This window comes from Pseudoalteromonas sp. Scap25 (assembly GCF_013394125.1).
In the GTDB taxonomy this organism is placed as follows: Bacteria; Pseudomonadota; Gammaproteobacteria; order Enterobacterales; family Alteromonadaceae; genus Pseudoalteromonas.
Genome location: NZ_CP041327.1, coordinates 2,162,847 through 2,180,765, shown reverse-complemented (window position 1 = coordinate 2,180,765; position 17,919 = coordinate 2,162,847). Strand labels below are relative to the sequence as shown.

The following is a 17,919-nucleotide window of genomic DNA, read 5'->3' as shown; positions in this document are numbered from 1 at the left end:
CTAATTGCTCCGTTTATTTAAATATCGTCCCGATATGGGTCTGCTATGTTTAGTTCAGCAAGTAATTGCTTTTCTATGCTTTCCATCTCTAACGCGTCTTCACTCTTTATATGGTCAAATCCAAGTAAATGCAAGCATCCATGAATAACCATATGAGCAAAGTGGTCATGAAATGACTTTTCTTGCTCTTGTGCCTCAGCCAAAACAATGGCAGGACAAATAATTAAGTCGCCCACAAGTGGGATATCAATACCCGGTGGCGCTTCAAATTCAAATGATAATACGTTGGTAGGCTTATTTTTACCACGGTAGTCATTATTGAGCTGTTGCGACTGTTCCTCATCGCTGATAACAATGGTCAGCTCAGACTCATCACGATATTGGCTAAGCACTTTATCGGCCCACATGGCAAACTGCTCAAGGCTGGGTAAGTTGTCAAACTCACACGCTATTTGTAAATCAAGTTCTGTTTTCACGGTATTACCCTTTGGTAGCAGGTTGCTCTTGAGCGGCGAGCGCTTCTTTGGCTTGTTGTTTCTCTAACCGCTTAAGGCGTTCACGCTCATCGTTGCGCTCATACGCTTCTACAATGCGGGCTACTACAGGGTGGCGTACCACATCGTGCGATTTGAAAAAGTTAAAGCTAATTTCATCAACGCCATCCAATACTTCAATAGCATGGCGAAGACCAGAGCGCGCACCCCGAGGTAAATCAACTTGGGTTATATCGCCGGTGATCACTGCTTTAGAATTAAAACCAATACGGGTTAAGAACATTTTCATTTGCTCTGTGGTGGTATTTTGGCTTTCATCTAAAATAATAAACGCATCATTAAGTGTGCGCCCACGCATGTAAGCCAATGGCGCAATTTCAATGATGTTTTTTTCAATCAGTTTTTCAACACGCTCAAAGCCAAGCATTTCAAATAAGGCATCGTAAAGTGGGCGTAAGTAAGGGTCTATTTTTTGGCTTAAGTCACCCGGTAAAAAGCCGAGTTTTTCACCCGCTTCAACCGCAGGGCGAGTGAGCAATATACGGCGTATTTCTTGGCGCTCTAGTGCATCAACTGCCGCTGCAACTGCAAGATAGGTTTTACCTGTACCTGCAGGGCCAATACCAAAGGTAATGTCGTGGTGCAAAATATTAGCAACATACAAGCCTTGGTTATCGTTTCGTGGTTTAATAACGCCACGACGGGTTTTAATCATCATTTCTTTGCCATAAGCACTGTGTGCAACATCTTGCTCAAGCGCTTTAGACTCAGTGATGGCTAAATGTACGTTGTCAGGCTCAATTTCGCCAATTTCCCCACGTACAGGTTGAGTATCAATATAAAGGTTTTTTAAGATCTCTACCGCGCCGGCGCTACTGTGTAGTTTACCGGTTACTTTAAAAAAGTTATCACGATGAATAATTTCAACACCCAGACGGCGTTCAATTTGTTTGATGTTTTCGTCAAACGGGCCACATAATGAAGAAAGGCGTTTGTTGTCGGCAGGTTCTAAATAAATCTCTAATGTTTTTAACTGATTACTCAAAATTACTTCCTATTACAGTGCGCCAGAGTTAACTGGCGCAATGAATTTTTGCAACTAAGGTACGAAAGTAGCAACGCCAATTTCGTTAGCTGTCTCGGTTTTTTGCTCACTCGCTGCTTTGGTTAAAATAGCAGAAGGCGCAATTTCGCGGCGTAAGTTCATTTCTGATTCTGTACGAATTAAATCGCCACGTAAAGAGTTTGGTAACGCCTCGGTAATACGTACATCAACAAACTGACCGATCACTGTGTGTGGGCCAACAAAGTTAACTACACGGTTATTTTCAGTTCGGCCACGTAGTTCCATCGGGTTCTTCTTAGAAGGACCTTCAACTAAAATACGTTGCTCAGTATCAAACATTTGGCGGCTAATTTGCTGTGCCATTTGCGTAATACGGTTTTGCAATAAGTACAGGCGCTCTTTTTTCTCTTGCTCGGTTACGTCATCTGGCAAATCGGCTGCTGGTGTACCTGGGCGTGCGCTGTAAATAAAGCTAAAGCTCATATCAAAACCAATATCGTTGATAAGGTTCATGGTGGCTTCAAAATCGGCCTTGCTTTCACCTGGGAAACCTATGATGAAATCTGACGACATGCTTAGGTTAGGGCGAATTTTACGTAGCTTACGAATTGTTGATTTGTACTCAAGAGCAGTATGGCCGCGTTTCATTAAATTTAAAACACGGTCTGAACCACTTTGTACTGGAAGGTGTAAGTGATCAACCAGCTCAGGCACATCAGCATACGCATCAATAATGTCTGGTGTAAACTCTACAGGGTGTGAGGTGGTGTAACGAATACGGTCAATCCCGTCAATTGCAGCCACTAAACGAATTAGATCTGAGAAATAGCAAATTTCACCATCGTGTGTATCACCACGGTACGCATTTACGTTTTGACCTAATAGGTTAACTTCACGTACGCCTTGCTCGGCTAACTGTGCAACTTCTAATAATACATCATCAACAGGGCGGCTTACTTCTTCACCACGGGTGTAAGGCACAACACAGAAAGTACAGTATTTAGAACAACCTTCCATAATTGATACAAACGCAGAAGGACCTTCCGCTTTAGGCTCAGGTAAGCGGTCAAATTTTTCAATCTCAGGGAATGAAATATCAACTACAGATGAACCTTTATCGCCTTGTACTTGTTTAATCATCTCAGGTAAACGGTGCAAAGTTTGTGGACCAAAAATAACATCTACAAACGGAGCACGTTGGCGAATTGAATCACCTTCTTGTGATGCAACACAGCCGCCTACACCAATAATAAGGTCTGGTTTGTCATCTTTTAATAACTTCCAACGACCTAGTTGGTGAAATACTTTTTCTTGCGCTTTTTCACGAATTGAACAGGTATTAAGTAAGATAACATCAGCATCAGCAGCTTCTTCAGTTAGCTGATAGCCGTTGGTAGCATCTAGAAGATCAGCCATTTTCTGAGAGTCGTATTCGTTCATCTGACAACCCCAGGTTTTAATATGCAGCTTTTTGCTCATTGAAATATAGCCTCGTGTTCAATTCGATAGTGGCACAAATATGTGCTAGAAACAGGTATAAGTGGCGGAATTATTAAAATTTCGCTCGACTTAAAGGACGCGTATTTTAGCTGGATACACGCTCAAAACCAAGTATAGATTTCATGTTTGTGATCTGAAATCAATATAGTATGGGTTTAATAATAGAATTAAGCGAAGCGCTCACACTGAGCAAACTAATTACGATACAATCTAAGCAGAGTTAAGTCAGAATTAAAATGATGAAAAACATGGCTAAAAATAATGTAATTGTAGTAGGGGGCGGCATGGTTGGTGCCGCTATGGCTATTAAATTAGCGCAACAAGGCAAAGTCGTACGTGTTATTGAAAAACATCCAATAGATGCACCACAGGTACTTAACAGTGATGACGTTGATATACGCGTTTCGGCTATTAATCGCTTTTCGGAAAAACTGCTTGATCAGCTCGGTGCGATGCCATTACTGAGAGCAAATAGATTGGCTCCCTATGAACAATTAGAGACCTTTGAACGAGGTAACGATCATTTATTATTTGATTGTCATGCTATTAACACCACCCATTTAGGTCATTTAATTGAGAATAAGCTAATTCAAGCCAGTTTATGGCAGCAATTTGAGCAACATAATATTGAAATGATTAATCCTTTGTCGGCTTTAACAGCAATAGAGCAAAACCCTGATAGCATTAGCTTGCACTACAACGAACAAAGCTATACTGCTGATTTAGTCATTGCAGCGGATGGTGGGCAATCACAATTACGTAGCAAAGCCAATATTGGTATAACTGGTTGGCAATATCAGCAGCATTGTATGGGCGTGCTAATAAAGCTCGATGCTCCGCAACAAGTTAAAACATGGCAGCAGTTTACACCTACAGGGCCTGTTGCGTTTTTACCTATGAAAGCACCTTATGCAAATTTAATTTGGTATGACGATGCAAAAACCCTCAAAGCATTTAAAGCCCTACAACCTAGCGAATTAAAGGCTCATATTATTGAAAAGTTTCCAAAGCTTGCAGGTGATTTTGAAGTACAAAGCCATGCTATATTTCCTTTGGCAAGGCAGCATGCCAATAATTATTCACAAGGCAGACTCGTTTTAGTGGGTGATGCGGCGCACACCATTAATCCTCTGGCAGGACAGGGTGTTAATTTAGGCTTTCAAGATGTAGCTGCTTTAGCTGAAGTGTTGCGTACAGCTGATGATGTAGGGTGCCCGCTAATGCTCAAAGAATACGAGCGTAGTCGTCGTAACGCTAATTTGTTAATGATGAGTATGATGGATGCTTGCTACTTTGGTTTCTCAAATCAAATAGCCCCATTAAAATGGGCGCGCAGCACATTTTTAAAGTTAGCTAATAATACAGGGAAGGTAAAAAATTGGGTGCTGAAATACGCGATTAGTGGCAAGTTAGATTAAATTCGCTTACATAAATCTAGATTCTTATAATAATAACAAGTGCCGCTTATGTGGCACTTGTAAACGGAGATAAATTTAGTTCCACATACCTGAACGAGAGTACATATATTCAGCGCTTGCGCACCAATTAACATCTTCCCATGTAAAGTCAGTGTAGTAGATTTTATCAACACATGCTGTCATTGAACTTTCGACTTTATAAACGTCAACTATACATGTTGTTCCATCACAACTGGCTGAACGGTCATATGTACCATCAAAAACCCAAACAACATTAGAAACAGCTTTAGAGGTATTAACCTTAAATGCTATTTTCGGGTGAAAATTAGGGTTACTTTCACCGCCAAAGCACATGTTTTGTGAGTAATTGTCGTAAGCCATTGTGTCTACATAACACGACACTGAGTTTGCAAGTACATTTGCTGAAAAAAGACCCGAAAACAAAGCAATGATTAAATATATTTTTTTCATGATAACTATCCTTATTAAGTTTATATAGCTCTTTATTTGAGCAAAACAAACATTACCATAAAAGGTACACCTGTCAACCTTTCATTAACATGTTTTACATAAATACCTAAATTGGGTCTAATTGCTTTTATCTGAGTGACTAATATCAATACGTAATAATAATTAATCATTTTGAGCGGGTAAGTTAGGCTCTTTAAGCATTAAAAGTTTTTTATTTGGAGTTAGCGAGATTTTTGCTTTGCTGTCGACAATTTCTTTGCTTAAAAATGTTGTATTGGATAATAAAAGTAGAAGTAATGATAAATTATTTTTAATCTAGTGTGGAGGTGTAATCAAAGATGTGTGCAAATTGGCTGGGATACCAGGATTTGAACCTGGGAATGCCAGGATCAAAACCTGGTGCCTTACCGCTTGGCGATATCCCAACTCTAAATTTGGATAAGTTTTAGTTCTAGTTAAGAACATGGTGCGGAAGGAGAGACTTGAACTCTCACATCCTAAGATACTGGAACCTAAATCCAGCGCGTCTACCAATTCCGCCACTCCCGCATACAAGTTTATATTTAGACTCTTAACAGAGTTTTCTTATACAACGTTCTTTGGTAGAAGAAGTTGGCTGGGATACCAGGATTTGAACCTGGGAATGCCAGGATCAAAACCTGGTGCCTTACCGCTTGGCGATATCCCAACTAAGAAATTGCTGATAATTTTAATTCTTATCAAAGAATATGGTGCGGAAGGAGAGACTTGAACTCTCACATCCTAAGATACTGGAACCTAAATCCAGCGCGTCTACCAATTCCGCCACTCCCGCATCGAGTATACAGGTAATACTGTTTTGGAACCTAAATCCAGCGTCTAATTCAAGACAACCGCCAATTCCGCAACTCCTGTATTATCACTTTGAATTAATCAAAGAAATGGTAGTTATTTTAAACTCTTCATTGAGTTGCAATTTAACTCTTGCAGAGCCACTTCTAAAAAAGAAATGGTGGCTAAGACGGGATTTGAACCTGTGACCCCATCATTATGAGTGATGTGCTCTAACCAGCTGAGCTACTTAGCCATTGTTGGCTGGGATACCAGGATTTGAACCTGGGAATGCCAGGATCAAAACCTGGTGCCTTACCGCTTGGCGATATCCCAACAATAAACAATTGATAGTTTTAATTCATATCAAGAATATGGTGCGGAAGGAGAGACTTGAACTCTCACATCCTAAGATACTGGAACCTAAATCCAGCGCGTCTACCAATTCCGCCACTCCCGCATTATTACTTTGAATTAATCAAAGAAATGGTAGTTATTTTAAACTCTTCATTGAGCAACAAAAAATAAATGGTGGCTAAGACGGGATTTGAACCTGTGACCCCATCATTATGAGTGATGTGCTCTAACCAGCTGAGCTACTTAGCCATCTTTTTTGTTAGCACTTCATCGCTGAGTGCGGGGCGTATTATGCTGATATGCCCCAAATTCGTCAACACCTTTTTTGCAAAAAAACACTTAAGTTGGTTTGTTTGCAGGAAAAATAGGCTAACCGGCTACTTTTTAATTAAAACGTTGCTTTTTTAACACTCTTTATCAGCGTGGCATTGTAATTATAGCTTTGTTTTACAATTCTGAGCTTATGATAAAAGTAGCTAATTATTGTTTTTATTCGGCTGAAAAGTAAAAAGGCTCGTAAAAACGAGCCTTTCAAAACAATTAGCCACTCAAGGTGGTGCAGTGTTTAATTATACGTTGAACAAGAAGTTCATTACATCGCCATCTTTAACAATGTATTCTTTACCTTCTTGACGCATTTTACCTGCTTCTTTTGCACCGCTTTCGCCTTTACATGCAATAAAGTCATCAAAAGCAATTGTTTGTGCACGGATAAAACCACGTTCAAAGTCGGTATGGATTTTTCCTGCAGCTTGTGGCGCTGTTGCACCCACAGGGATAGTCCATGCGCGCACTTCTTTTACACCCGCAGTAAAGTAGGTTTGTAAGTGCAATAATTCATAACCGCCACGAATAACAAGGTTAAGCCCTGGCTCTTCAAGACCAAGGTCAGCCATAAACTCTAACTTGTCTTCATCTTCAAGCTCAGAAAGCTCAGACTCGATGGCAGCACACACTGGTACAACAACCGCATCTTCAGCGGCAGCTATTTCACGCACACGATCAAGTAGTGGGTTATTTTCAAATCCATCTTCTGCTACGTTTGCAATATACATCGTTGGCTTGATGGTTAAGAAGTTAATAGGTGCAATTGCTGCTTTTTCTTCTTTTGTTAGTGCTAAAGAACGTAAAGTTAAGCCTTCATCAAGATGCACTTTTACTTTTTCAAGTACTGCATTTTGCTCTTTTGCGTCTTTATCACCGCCTTTTGCTTTTTTTGCATTACGGAAAATTGCTTTATCAGCACTGTCCATATCAGCAAGTACAAGCTCAGTGTTGATCACGTCAATGTCGTCCGCAGGGTCAATAGTCCCCGCTACGTGAATAACGTTTTCATCTTCAAAACAGCGAACTACATGGCCAATCGCATCAGTTTCACGAATATTTGCTAAAAACTGATTGCCTAGGCCTTCACCTTTCGATGCACCTTTAACTAAACCTGCAATATCCACAAATTCCATACTTGTTGTAAGAATACGTTGTGGGTTAACAATTTTAGCAAGTTCGTCTAGGCGAGGATCTGGCACCGGTACCACACCTGTATTAGGTTCAATGGTACAAAAAGGAAAGTTAGCGGCTTCAATACCCGCTTTAGTCAATGCATTGAAAAGTGTTGATTTACCAACATTAGGCAAGCCAACGATGCCACATTTAAAACCCATAGTAAGATACCTTGTTTAGATTCGTTTAAAACGTGTGTACGTATACCCTTAAAAACTAGGGTTTAAACGAATGTAGTCTGTTTTGTGCTTTTAACACACCGTCTTTAGCAAGTATTTCCATACAACGAACTGCTTCATCAACCGCGGCATCCATTTTTTCCTGATCTTCCTTGGCTGCTTTTCCAAGCACCCAACCGGTGACCATTTCACGATGTCCTGGATGACCAACACCTATGCGTAAGCGCATAAAGTCTTTTTGATTTGCCATTTTTGCAATAATGTCTTTTAAGCCATTATGACCGCCATGTCCGCCGCCTTTTTTCAATTTGGCAACGCCCGGGTCTAAATCCAATTCATCATGGGCGACAAGTATGTCTTCCACTGGGATTTTAAAAAAATTGGCTAAACTACTCACCGCTTTGCCACTTAAGTTCATGTAAGTGGTGGGGATCAGTAATTTGAATTCTTTGCCTTGAATAATCACTTTGCCAGTAAGGCCGTGATATTTAGGGTCGTGTTTTAGCGTGCAGTTGTAGCGTGCAGCGAGTTCTTGAATGAACCAAGCACCTGCGTTGTGGCGTGTATTTGCGTATTCGGGGCCTGGATTAGCCAGGCCCACAAGCATTTGAATAGAATTCAAGGTGCGAGACCTTAAATATTATTCTGCAGCGTCTGAAGCGTCGTCTTCAGTTGGAGCTGCTTTGTTAGCTTTGATAGTAACGATAGACTGATCGTGGCCTTCGCCTTTACCAAGCTCAACAGATTGAACACCTTTAGGAAACGCAAGATCTGTAAGGTGGATTGAATCACCAGCTACAAGATCAGATACGTCTACTTCGATGAATTCTGGAAGTGACTTAGGAAGACAAGAAATCTCAACTTCAGTTAACTGGTGAACAACAGTTGCACCTAACTTAGTTACTTTATCTTCACCGATGAAGTGTAAAGGAACCTTAGTTACTAGTTTGTGAGTTGCGTCTACACGTTGGAAATCAAGGTGAGTAAGCTTAGGCTTGAAAGGGTGACGTTGGATATCTTTTAAGATAGCTTCAACTTTCTCGCCACCTACATTTAATGTAAGGATGTGAGTGTAAAAGCCTTCGTCTTCTTGTGCTTTGATCATATCTTTATGTTCAAAAGTAAGCGATAAAGCTTCTTTATCAGCTCCATAAAGGATTGCCGGCACTTTGTCTTCGCGACGTAGGCGGCGGCTCGCACCAGTACCAGTTTCTACGCGAAGTTCAGCGTCATAAGTATAAGTTGTGTTAGACATGATGTCTCCAATAATTAAAAGTGTTAGGGCCTTTGCGACCAAGGTCCCTAGCCAAAAGGCGCGCTATCATACCACTGCGGGTTTATAAAATAAACATCACCTACAAAAAAAGCGCCAAAAGGCGCTTTTATACTCATTAATGTTTAACTTTAATGTTCAAACATTGCCGAGATAGATTCTTCGTTGCTAATGCGACGAATAGTCTCTGCTAACATATCTGCAAGTGTTAATACTTTAACAATATCAAGCGCTTTTAGTTCGTCAGACAGTGGAATTGAGTCAGTTACAATCACTTCATCAATCACAGAGTTACGTAAGTTTTCTGCAGCTGTACCAGAAAGAATAGGGTGAGTAGCGTAAGCAAATACGCGTTTAGCACCATGCTCTTTAAGAGCTTCAGCTGCTTTACACAATGTACCACCGGTATCAATCATGTCATCAACAATAATACAATCACGACCTTCAACGTCACCAATAATATGCATTACTTGAGAAACGTTAGCTTGAGGGCGACGTTTATCAATAATAGCTAGGTCAGTATCGTTTAATAGTTTTGCAATTGCACGGGCACGTACAACACCACCAATATCAGGTGATACAACAACCACGTCATCAAAGTCGCGGTTTTTCATATCTTCTAATAATACCGGGCTGCCAAATACGTTATCTACTGGTACATCGAAGAAGCCTTGGATTTGCTCAGCATGTAAATCAACCGTAAGAACGCGGTCAACACCTACACTTGATAAGAAATCCGCAACCACTTTAGCTGTAATTGGCACACGCGCAGAACGTACACGACGATCTTGACGAGCATAACCAAAATAAGGAATAACAGCAGTGATACGACCGGCAGATGCACGGCGTAGCGCATCAACCATAACGATAAGTTCCATTAGGTTATCGTTAGTAGGGGCACAGGTTGATTGTAAGATAAAAACATCCGAGCCACGAACATTTTCATTAATTTGAACACTGATCTCACCGTCACTAAAACGGCCAACAACAGCATCGCCTAATTCAATATATAAACGTTTTGCAACTTTTTGAGCTAGGTCAGGTGTTGCGTTACCAGCGAAGAGCTTCATGTCAGGCACGGTAGGGTTCCTCAGGCACTGAATTTTTGGACTAACTTACATTGAATGAACAAAGTAGGTTAACTTATGATTACTTGTACGTTACTTCATTTATCAATGATGGCGGCTAACTCCGTGTGAGCAGGAGAAGTATTAACGCTTGATGCGATAAACCCCTGCCAAGTATGGGGGAGGTTAGCAAGTACATCTTGTGCTTGAACTTGACTAGCAAATTCAACAAAACAACATGAACCTGTTCCGGTCATCTTTGATGGGGCGTATTTTAGCAACCACTGCAGGGTTTTTTCAACCTCGGGACACAGCTTTTTCACTAAAGGCTCACAATCGTTAGTTAAAACCTGTTGTTGCCAGTCACCTGAAAGTTTAGGCGTGTCACGTTTTAAATCGGGGTGAGTAAATATTTGTGCAGTACTGACATGCTGGTTTGGAAAAACAACGCAGTACCATTTTTGTGGCAATTTAACATACTCTAATTGCTCGCCAATGCCATGTGCTATGGCGCTTTTACCTTTAATGAATACAGGTACGTCTGCACCGAGCTTCAAGCCTAAATCTGCAAGTTCATCTAGTGTAAGAGCGGTATTCCACAGTGTATTCAGCGCTAAAAGTGTTGTTGCGGCATCGGATGAACCACCACCAACACCTCCGCCCATAGGCAAACGTTTAGTTAAATTTATTTTTGCACCTAAATTCACTTTACACTGAGTTTGCAATAATAAAGCTGCTTTATAAATTAAGTTGTCAGTTAGTGCAATGCCATGAGTGTCACCGCTAATACTAATATTTTTATCATTAGTAAGCGTAAAATGGAGCTCGTCGCCATAGTTTAAAAATGTAAACAGGGTTTCTAATTCATGATAGCCATCATCACGGCGACCATTAATATGTAAAAATAAATTTAGCTTCGCCGGCGCAATCAGCGAAAGTTCAAAGGGAGTATTCATAATTAGTTAAACTGCCAATCGTAGAGTTTGATTTTAATTTTAATCTTTTGATGGGTTAAGGTTAGCGCGTTAGGTAACCAAAAACCGTGTTTTTGTATGTAACTGGTGTAGTTTATTTGCCATTTTTTGCCAGCGTCATCAAACCATAACACGCTTTTAGCACGGCCTAATTGATCGACTTCTAAGGTTTGATCGTCAATAGTGGCTTTTAACCACTGACCGGCGTTATTTACCGGTAAAGTAAACCCCGTTAAGCGTTGTAAAAGTTTACTCGCATTAGTATCAAAAAACTGTTGATCATCAAATATTAATTCAGCCCCCACTGCGGTTTGTTTGAGCGATAAAATTCGGGTGCCAATAAATGTGGTTAACACTAAATGATTACTATTTTGTGTTTGTTGCCAATTTAAGTTAGCAGATTGGCGCTCATCAGGGCTAATAAACGCTAATTTACCTTCCACCTGCCAAGTTTTTTGTGTACTAAGACGTAACTTCCAGTCTTCGTAAGTTTTTGTATTGTAGTTGTTTTTATTGGCACAGCCCGTTAAAAAAATAATTAACAGGGTTAAAATAAAATATTGTCGAGTCAAATGTTGTTCCTTACTTTCCATATTCCTGAGATTTTTGATAAAATTGCCGCCTATGAAGTAGGGCTCAGCAATATTTGGCAGATATGACCATAATAGCACTTGGTATTAATCACAAAACCGCATCCGTAGATTTACGAGAAAAAGTGGCCTTTTCGCCTGAGCAAATTTCAGAGGCGCTACAGCAATTAAGTGGTCATGCCGACTTTAATGAAGCGGTTATTGTATCTACCTGTAATCGCACTGAAGTGTATTGTAGCCTTGCGCAACAAAATTCCCAAACATTGTTGCAATGGTTAGCCAGTTTCCATGGTTTAGATGAACATGAACTGAGTAAAAACATCTACTGTTATGAAGACAGCGCAGCAATAAACCATTTAATGCGTGTAGCCTGCGGGCTTGATTCGCTGGTATTAGGTGAACCACAGATTTTAGGGCAAATAAAGCAAGCGTATAACAGTGCTAAAACCCACGATGCGGTGGGTGTAACTTTTGATCGTTTGTTTCAAAAAACCTTTTCAGTGGCAAAAGAAGTACGCACCGAAACTAACATTGGTGCGAGTGCAGTCTCGGTTGCGTTTGCTGCGGTTAATCTTGCAAAGCATATTTATGGCAAATTAGACAAAACCAAGGTGCTATTAATTGGTGCTGGTGAAACCATTGAGCTGGTAGCAAAACATTTATACCAAAATGAGCCACAAAAAATAACGGTAGCTAATAGAACAATAGAACGCGCTCGCGGCTTAGCGGATGAAGTGTCAGCAGATGTTATTGCCTTGGCACAATTACCAGAACGATTACACCAAGCCGATATTGTTATTAGCTCCACTGCCAGTACTTTACCTATTATTGGTAAAGGGGTGGTGGAACAAGCACTGAAACAACGTCGTTATAAGCCTATGCTATTTATAGATATTGCTGTACCACGCGATATTGAAAGCCAAGTCGGAGAGCTTGACGACGCTTATTTATATTCTGTTGATGACTTACAAGCCATTGTTAGCGAAAACATGGCTGCACGTGAGCAAGCGGCAGAACAAGCACAAATTATTATTAGTGAGCGCACCAAAGAGTTTTTTATGTGGCTGCGTTCACTTGATTCAGTGGATTTAATTCGCCACTACCGTAATGATGTACAAACTACAAAAGCAGAACTTGTAGATAGGGCCCTTAGCCAGCTAAATACAGGTAAAAATGCAGAAAAAGTAATTTTAGAGCTAGCCAATAAGTTAACCAATCGCTTAATGCACGCGCCTACCCGTGCCATCCAAGATGCAGCGAAAAAAGGTGAAGTGGCTCAGCTAAATCAATTAAAAAAAATGTTAGGTATAGATCAGGAATAACAGTTAAATGAAAGAGTCCGTTTATCGTAAATTAGAAACCTTAGTTGAGCGCTATGAAGAAGTACAAGCGTTACTAAGTGACCCATCGGTCATTAGTGATCAAAACCGCTTTCGTGCTCTTTCAAAAGAATACTCTGAGCTTGAAGAGGTGGTAAAAACATTTTTAGCTTACCAGCAAGCACAAGAAGACTTGAGCAGCTCTGAAGAAATGCTTAAAGATTCAGACCCTGAAATGCGCGAAATGGCACAAGAAGAATATAAAGAAGCAAAAGCACAGATTTCGACTTTAGAAGACGACATTCAAGTTTTAATGTTACCTAAAGATCCAAAAGACAATAATAACGTGTTTTTAGAGGTTCGTGCAGGAACAGGGGGCGATGAAGCGGCTATTTTTGCTGGCGACTTATTCAGAATGTACAGCCGTTACGCAGAAACAAAAAAATGGAAAGTAGAAGTTGTTACCACCAACGAAGGTGAGCACGGTGGTTATAAGGAAGTAATTGCTAACATCAGCGGTGAAGGTGTTTACGGACAATTAAAATTTGAATCAGGCGTTCACCGTGTACAACGTGTCCCTGAAACTGAGTCTCAAGGCCGTGTACATACCTCAGCATGTACTGTAGCTGTTATGGCTGAAGTACCAGAAGCAGAAGCCATCGAAATCAATACTGCCGATATTAAAGTTGATACTTTTAGAGCGTCGGGAGCGGGTGGTCAGCACGTAAATAAAACCGACTCTGCCATTCGTATTACCCATTTACCTACGGGTGTGGTGGTTGAGTGTCAAGATGAGCGCTCTCAGCATAAAAACCGTGCTAAAGCGATGTCGGTATTGGCTGCGCGCCTTCAGCAAGCTGAAGATGAAAAGCGTCATGCTGCTGAAGCATCAGAACGTCGTAACTTAGTTGGTAGCGGCGATCGTTCTGAGCGTATTCGTACATACAACTATCCACAAGGTCGTATTACCGATCACCGTATTAACTTAACGCTTTATCGTCTTAATGAAGTGGTAGCAGGTGATTTAGGCGCCGTTGTTGAGCCACTAATGCAAGAGCATCAAGCCGATTTACTTGCTGCAATGGGCGACGATTAATCGTGACCCCTTCTGTTGAAAACGCTATTGCTACAGGTGCTAATTTATTAGCATCAAGTAGTGATAGCGCAAAGTTAGATGCACAAGTTTTACTGCTCAATATTTTACAAAAGCCACGAAGTTATTTATTTACTTGGCCTGAAAAACAGCTCACAGATGAGCAGTATCAGGCATTTCAACGTGCCTGTGAACGTCGCTTACAAGGCGAACCTGTTTCGCATATTACCGGCTGTCGTGAATTTTGGAGTTTGCAGCTTGAAGTGAACCCAACAACACTTATCCCTCGACCTGATACAGAAACCTTAGTTGAACTTGCGCTTGAGTGCGAAGTGCCTAAAAACGCGAAAGTACTTGATTTAGGCACTGGCACAGGGGCAATAGCATTGGCGCTTGGAAGCGAAATGCCCTCATGGGATATTATTGCTGTTGATCGTATTGATGATGCGGTAGCGTTGGCAAAGCGCAACCAACAGCGATTAGCTATTAATAATGTGACTGTTGAGCAGAGTAACTGGTTTAGTGCGTTAAAAAGCAAGAAATTTGATCTAATTGTAACCAATCCACCCTATATAGAACATGACGATGTACACTTGCATCAAGGCGATGTTCGCTTTGAACCTTTGTCTGCATTAGTTGCGGATGATGCAGGATTAGCTGATATTAAACAAATAATTACACAATCACGTGACTATTTACATTCTAATGGCTATCTTTTAATTGAACACGGATTTGAGCAAAGTGCAGCTGTACGTCATATTTTCAATCAAATGGCGTTTATAAATGTAAGCACAGTGAAAGATCTTGGTAATAATGACCGCGTAACGTTCGGACAATGGCCTTAAATTATTTTTAATAGCTCCGTTGTTTGTTTGCATATGGTTTAAGGAATTCTATGTGATGGAAGATTTTTTATTTTCAAATGAACAACCACCTGAAGTAGCATGTGAAGAGCAAGGGACATGGAAAGTTTTAATAGTTGATGATGAGCCTGAGGTTCATGCTGTTACACGTTTAGCTTTAAGTGACTTTAAGTTCCAAGATAAACGGTTGGAATTTATAAGCGCATATTCAGGCGCAGAGGCAAAAAAGTTAATTGATGAGCACCCAGATGCAGCCATCATCCTACTCGATGTTGTAATGGAAACAGACGACGCTGGTTTGCAAGTCGCGAAGTACATACGCGATACCGTTAAAAATAATTACATTCGTATCATTTTACGTACAGGGCAACCAGGTCAAGCGCCGGAGCGTCAAGTCATTGTCAATTACGACATAAATGACTACAAATCTAAAACAGAACTCACCGCACAAAAACTATTCACCGTTATGATGGCTAGCCTTCGTTCGTATCGCGATATTATTTCTATTGAGCAGTCACGTGAAGGCCTAGAAAAAATAATCACTGCTTCTCGCAATATTTTTGCAACTCATTCAATGGATAATTTTATTGAAGGAGTGATGCAGCAGCTAACCTCCTTGCTTAATGTGGCCGACGAAGCTATGTATGCCACTACCTTAGTAGCGCAAAATCCGTCAGAGGAATTAAATAAAAAACTGATTGTTTGCTCTGGCACCGGTGACTTTGCTAAGCGCGAAGGAGAAGAGCTAGAAACAGTATTAGCAGCAGATCAACTCTTAGCGTGCCAAGAAGCCCTAGCCAACAAAGCAATTGTTTATAAAGATGACTATTTGTTTGCTTATTGTAGTAGTAAATTTAATCATAATTCGATGTTATTTGTATCCGGTGTGCCATCGAAACTGACAGATACGCAACGAAATCTAATTGAAATTTTTTCTCAAAATGTGCAGTTGGCATTTGAAAATGTACAATTACATACTGAAGTTGAAGCTACCCAACAAGAACTTGTTTATCGTTTAAGTGAAGCGGTTGAACAACGCTCATGCGAGACGGGTAATCACGTAAAGCGGGTTGCTTATATTTGTTATGAGTTAGCAATAGGATATGGATTATCTGAAGAACAAGCGAATTTAATTCGTTTTGCATCGCCTTTACATGATGTGGGTAAAATAGGTATTCCGGATGCTATTTTAAATAAACCCGGTAAATTAAACAGTGATGAGTGGGAAGTTATGAAAACCCATGCAGGCAAAGGCTACGCCATTTTAAAAGATTCACCGCGTAAAATAGTCAGTGCAGGGGCCTTAATTGCACAGCAACATCACGAAAAATGGGATGGGTCTGGTTACCCTTGCGGCTTAAAAGGCGAGAGTATCGATATTTTTGCTCGCATAGTGGCATTGGCCGATGTGTATGATGCACTGCGTCATAAACGGTGTTATAAAGGTGCGTGGACACTTGAAGAAGCCGTTGCTGAGATCAATGCAAACAAAGGTACGCATTTTGATCCTAAACTTGTTGATGTATTCAATGATAAACTTGAAGAACTTGAAGCGGTAATTTTACGCTTTCCTGATAAAACACATAACTAAACAGAAGTAAAAATAAACATGGATTATTTAGCATTAAAACATACGCACATGGCGATTGCGCTAGTGAGTATTATTTTATTTTATGTACGTTCTTTTTCTCGCATGGGCAGTGGCAGCCTTGCTAAAAATAAAGTGGTTTTCATTGGTAGCCACAGTATAGATACCTTACTAATTATTTCGGCTATTACTTTAATGGCCATGGCTAAAATAAACCCACTAGAGCAACTTTGGCTATTAGAAAAAATTGTGCTGGTGGTTATTTATATCGCCGTTGGGATTATTAGTGCCAAGCAAACCACAACATTACCTAAAGTTATGTTTTTAGTGTTTAACACTGCGGTTATCTTAGCTATTGGCTTTTTAGCAACTGCTAAAGCCCCGCTATTGTTGTAATTAACAATATTTGCTTAAGCTTTACACCTATGGTGTAAAGCTTGCCTCTTTATTTCATTTCTGATTATTGGTATCTAACCTTAAAATTAGGTAAACTACGTGTTCGTTTTCTAGAATGTTGTAGTATGAATGACCACCCTCGGGTTTGATGAACACGATGAATCTTATATAGAAGATGCCTACGATGATTTTTTGCCACCGGCAATATATCGTTGTATTAAAGCAGAAGCTAAATGGGACCCTCAAATAGACTTAACACCAAGTCTTGAAATATTGACTGAGTTTGAGCAACAAATAGAGACTATTTGTTCGCAAACACGCGATGCACATGATCGTTTAGAACAACTACTTGATTGCTTTTACAGTCAGTGGTTATTTAGTGCGTCAAGCCTTAAAGTACCTGAGTACAAGCTAAACAGTATTAGCTACACCTTATCTATGCGCAGTGGTACACCCACGACCTTAGCTATTTTGTTATGCCATTTTTTACAGCATGCAAAACTTGATGCTAGTGTAAGCATAACTCAAGGCGAAGTGGGCATTCACGTCGCAATGAGCGATGATGAAGGGTACATTGTTGAGCCAAGTAGTGGTCAACAAAGCTGGTATATCATTCCTGAAAATACCAACGAAGATAATGCACAAGAGCAAGAGCCTCTTGAGCTTATTTTTGAAGACGAAGTATATAAATTATTTTTAGCGCAACAAAAATGGTCTTTTATTAGTGAGAACAAATTTGGTCATGCGTTAACTTGCGTTGATTTGTTAATGGAAATGCTAGGGGATGATCCCTATGAGCGACGCGACAGAGGCTATTTACTAAATCAGCTAGGCTGCCCTAAAATGGCACGAGATGATTTACAATTTTTTGTTGATGAGTGTCCCGACGACCCTGCTATTGAAGTCATCCAACATCAAATCGAAGAACTTGAAGATAATCATAAGACCCACCATTAAAAAT

At 40.3% G+C, this 17,919-nt stretch carries 17 protein-coding genes and 8 tRNA genes; 7 read left to right on the top strand and 18 right to left on the bottom strand.

Translation table 11 applies throughout. The features are described from left to right. Window positions 1–17: 17 nt before the first annotated feature. From ybeY to miaB, 3 genes are read right to left on the bottom strand one after another with little or no spacing between them, the layout of a single operon-like run. Window positions 18–476 (bottom strand): rRNA maturation RNase YbeY, encoded by a 459-nt coding sequence (gene ybeY / locus FLM54_RS10095; protein ID WP_010388332.1) that lies wholly within the window; start codon window positions 474–476, stop codon window positions 18–20. A gap of 4 nt (window positions 477–480) precedes the next feature. Beyond that, complete coding sequence (locus FLM54_RS10090; RefSeq protein ID WP_075169576.1) at window positions 481–1,539, bottom strand: PhoH family protein; 1,059 nt, start codon at window positions 1,537–1,539, stop codon at window positions 481–483. A gap of 54 nt (window positions 1,540–1,593) precedes the next feature. Continuing rightward, complete coding sequence (gene miaB, locus FLM54_RS10085) at window positions 1,594–3,039, bottom strand: tRNA (N6-isopentenyl adenosine(37)-C2)-methylthiotransferase MiaB (protein WP_010388336.1); 1,446 nt, start codon at window positions 3,037–3,039, stop codon at window positions 1,594–1,596. A gap of 257 nt (window positions 3,040–3,296) precedes the next feature. Between miaB and FLM54_RS10080 the strand changes: the two genes are divergently transcribed. After that, on the top strand, window positions 3,297–4,478 hold the full coding sequence (locus FLM54_RS10080; protein WP_178956298.1) for an FAD-dependent monooxygenase: 1,182 nt from the start codon (window positions 3,297–3,299) through the stop codon (window positions 4,476–4,478). Between the two features lie 75 nt (window positions 4,479–4,553). Here FLM54_RS10080 and FLM54_RS10075 read toward each other — a convergent pair whose 3' ends face one another. From FLM54_RS10075 to lolB, 15 genes are all read right to left on the bottom strand, one after another. After that, on the bottom strand, window positions 4,554–4,949 hold the full coding sequence (locus FLM54_RS10075; RefSeq protein ID WP_178956297.1) for a hypothetical protein: 396 nt from the start codon (window positions 4,947–4,949) through the stop codon (window positions 4,554–4,556). Window positions 4,950–5,299: 350 nt separating this feature from the next. Continuing rightward, window positions 5,300–5,374, bottom strand: a tRNA-Gln gene (locus FLM54_RS10070). Window positions 5,375–5,413: 39 nt separating this feature from the next. Next, window positions 5,414–5,498: transfer RNA gene (locus FLM54_RS10065), tRNA-Leu, on the bottom strand. Between the two features lie 64 nt (window positions 5,499–5,562). Then, window positions 5,563–5,637, bottom strand: a tRNA-Gln gene (locus FLM54_RS10060). 41 nt (window positions 5,638–5,678) lie between these two features. Next, window positions 5,679–5,763, bottom strand: a tRNA-Leu gene (locus FLM54_RS10055). A gap of 175 nt (window positions 5,764–5,938) precedes the next feature. Continuing rightward, window positions 5,939–6,015, bottom strand: a tRNA-Met gene (locus FLM54_RS10050). 5 nt (window positions 6,016–6,020) lie between these two features. Further along, window positions 6,021–6,095 (bottom strand) — tRNA-Gln (locus tag FLM54_RS10045). Window positions 6,096–6,134: 39 nt separating this feature from the next. Beyond that, window positions 6,135–6,219: transfer RNA gene (locus FLM54_RS10040), tRNA-Leu, on the bottom strand. 69 nt (window positions 6,220–6,288) lie between these two features. After that, window positions 6,289–6,365 (bottom strand) — tRNA-Met (locus tag FLM54_RS10035). Window positions 6,366–6,685: 320 nt separating this feature from the next. Then, window positions 6,686–7,777: a redox-regulated ATPase YchF gene (ychF, locus tag FLM54_RS10030; protein WP_008115165.1), complete on the bottom strand. Its 1,092-nt coding sequence runs from the start codon at window positions 7,775–7,777 to the stop codon at window positions 6,686–6,688. A gap of 55 nt (window positions 7,778–7,832) precedes the next feature. Then, a complete protein-coding gene (gene pth, locus FLM54_RS10025; RefSeq protein WP_008115166.1) occupies window positions 7,833–8,417 on the bottom strand; it encodes an aminoacyl-tRNA hydrolase in 585 nt (194 codons plus the stop codon). 18 nt (window positions 8,418–8,435) lie between these two features. Next, window positions 8,436–9,050 carry a 50S ribosomal protein L25/general stress protein Ctc gene (locus tag FLM54_RS10020; RefSeq protein WP_010388341.1) on the bottom strand — a complete coding sequence of 205 codons (615 nt, stop codon included), beginning with the start codon at window positions 9,048–9,050 and terminating at the stop codon, window positions 8,436–8,438. A gap of 149 nt (window positions 9,051–9,199) precedes the next feature. Continuing rightward, window positions 9,200–10,147 carry a ribose-phosphate pyrophosphokinase gene (locus FLM54_RS10015; protein WP_008115168.1) on the bottom strand — a complete coding sequence of 316 codons (948 nt, stop codon included), beginning with the start codon at window positions 10,145–10,147 and terminating at the stop codon, window positions 9,200–9,202. A gap of 86 nt (window positions 10,148–10,233) precedes the next feature. Beyond that, a complete protein-coding gene (ispE, locus tag FLM54_RS10010) occupies window positions 10,234–11,091 on the bottom strand; it encodes a 4-(cytidine 5'-diphospho)-2-C-methyl-D-erythritol kinase (RefSeq protein WP_054202471.1) in 858 nt (285 codons plus the stop codon). A 2-nt stretch (window positions 11,092–11,093) separates the two neighbouring features. After that, the gene (gene lolB / locus FLM54_RS10005; protein WP_138608924.1) at window positions 11,094–11,681 is read right to left on the bottom strand and encodes a lipoprotein insertase outer membrane protein LolB; all 588 of its coding nucleotides are present in this window, start codon (window positions 11,679–11,681) and stop codon (window positions 11,094–11,096) included. A gap of 83 nt (window positions 11,682–11,764) precedes the next feature. On the opposite strand from lolB, the gene hemA reads away from it, so the two are divergent. The 6 genes from hemA to FLM54_RS09975 all read left to right on the top strand — a co-directional run bounded on the left by hemA (window position 11,765) and on the right by FLM54_RS09975 (window position 17,915). Beyond that, window positions 11,765–13,021 carry a glutamyl-tRNA reductase gene (hemA, locus tag FLM54_RS10000; RefSeq protein ID WP_175610046.1) on the top strand — a complete coding sequence of 419 codons (1,257 nt, stop codon included), beginning with the start codon at window positions 11,765–11,767 and terminating at the stop codon, window positions 13,019–13,021. A gap of 7 nt (window positions 13,022–13,028) precedes the next feature. After that, window positions 13,029–14,114, top strand: coding sequence for a peptide chain release factor 1 (prfA, locus tag FLM54_RS09995; RefSeq protein ID WP_178956296.1), 1,086 nt, complete (start codon window positions 13,029–13,031; stop codon window positions 14,112–14,114). A gap of 2 nt (window positions 14,115–14,116) precedes the next feature. Then, a complete protein-coding gene (prmC, locus tag FLM54_RS09990) occupies window positions 14,117–14,956 on the top strand; it encodes a peptide chain release factor N(5)-glutamine methyltransferase (protein WP_178956295.1) in 840 nt (279 codons plus the stop codon). 55 nt (window positions 14,957–15,011) lie between these two features. Further along, entirely contained in the window at window positions 15,012–16,565 is a 1,554-nt protein-coding gene (locus FLM54_RS09985; RefSeq protein ID WP_178956864.1) for a DUF3369 domain-containing protein, read from the top strand. A gap of 18 nt (window positions 16,566–16,583) precedes the next feature. After that, entirely contained in the window at window positions 16,584–16,958 is a 375-nt protein-coding gene (locus FLM54_RS09980) for a SirB2 family protein (protein WP_054202473.1), read from the top strand. Between the two features lie 129 nt (window positions 16,959–17,087). Continuing rightward, the gene (locus FLM54_RS09975; RefSeq protein WP_178956294.1) at window positions 17,088–17,915 is read left to right on the top strand and encodes a tetratricopeptide repeat protein; all 828 of its coding nucleotides are present in this window, start codon (window positions 17,088–17,090) and stop codon (window positions 17,913–17,915) included. Window positions 17,916–17,919: the final 4 nt, after the last annotated feature.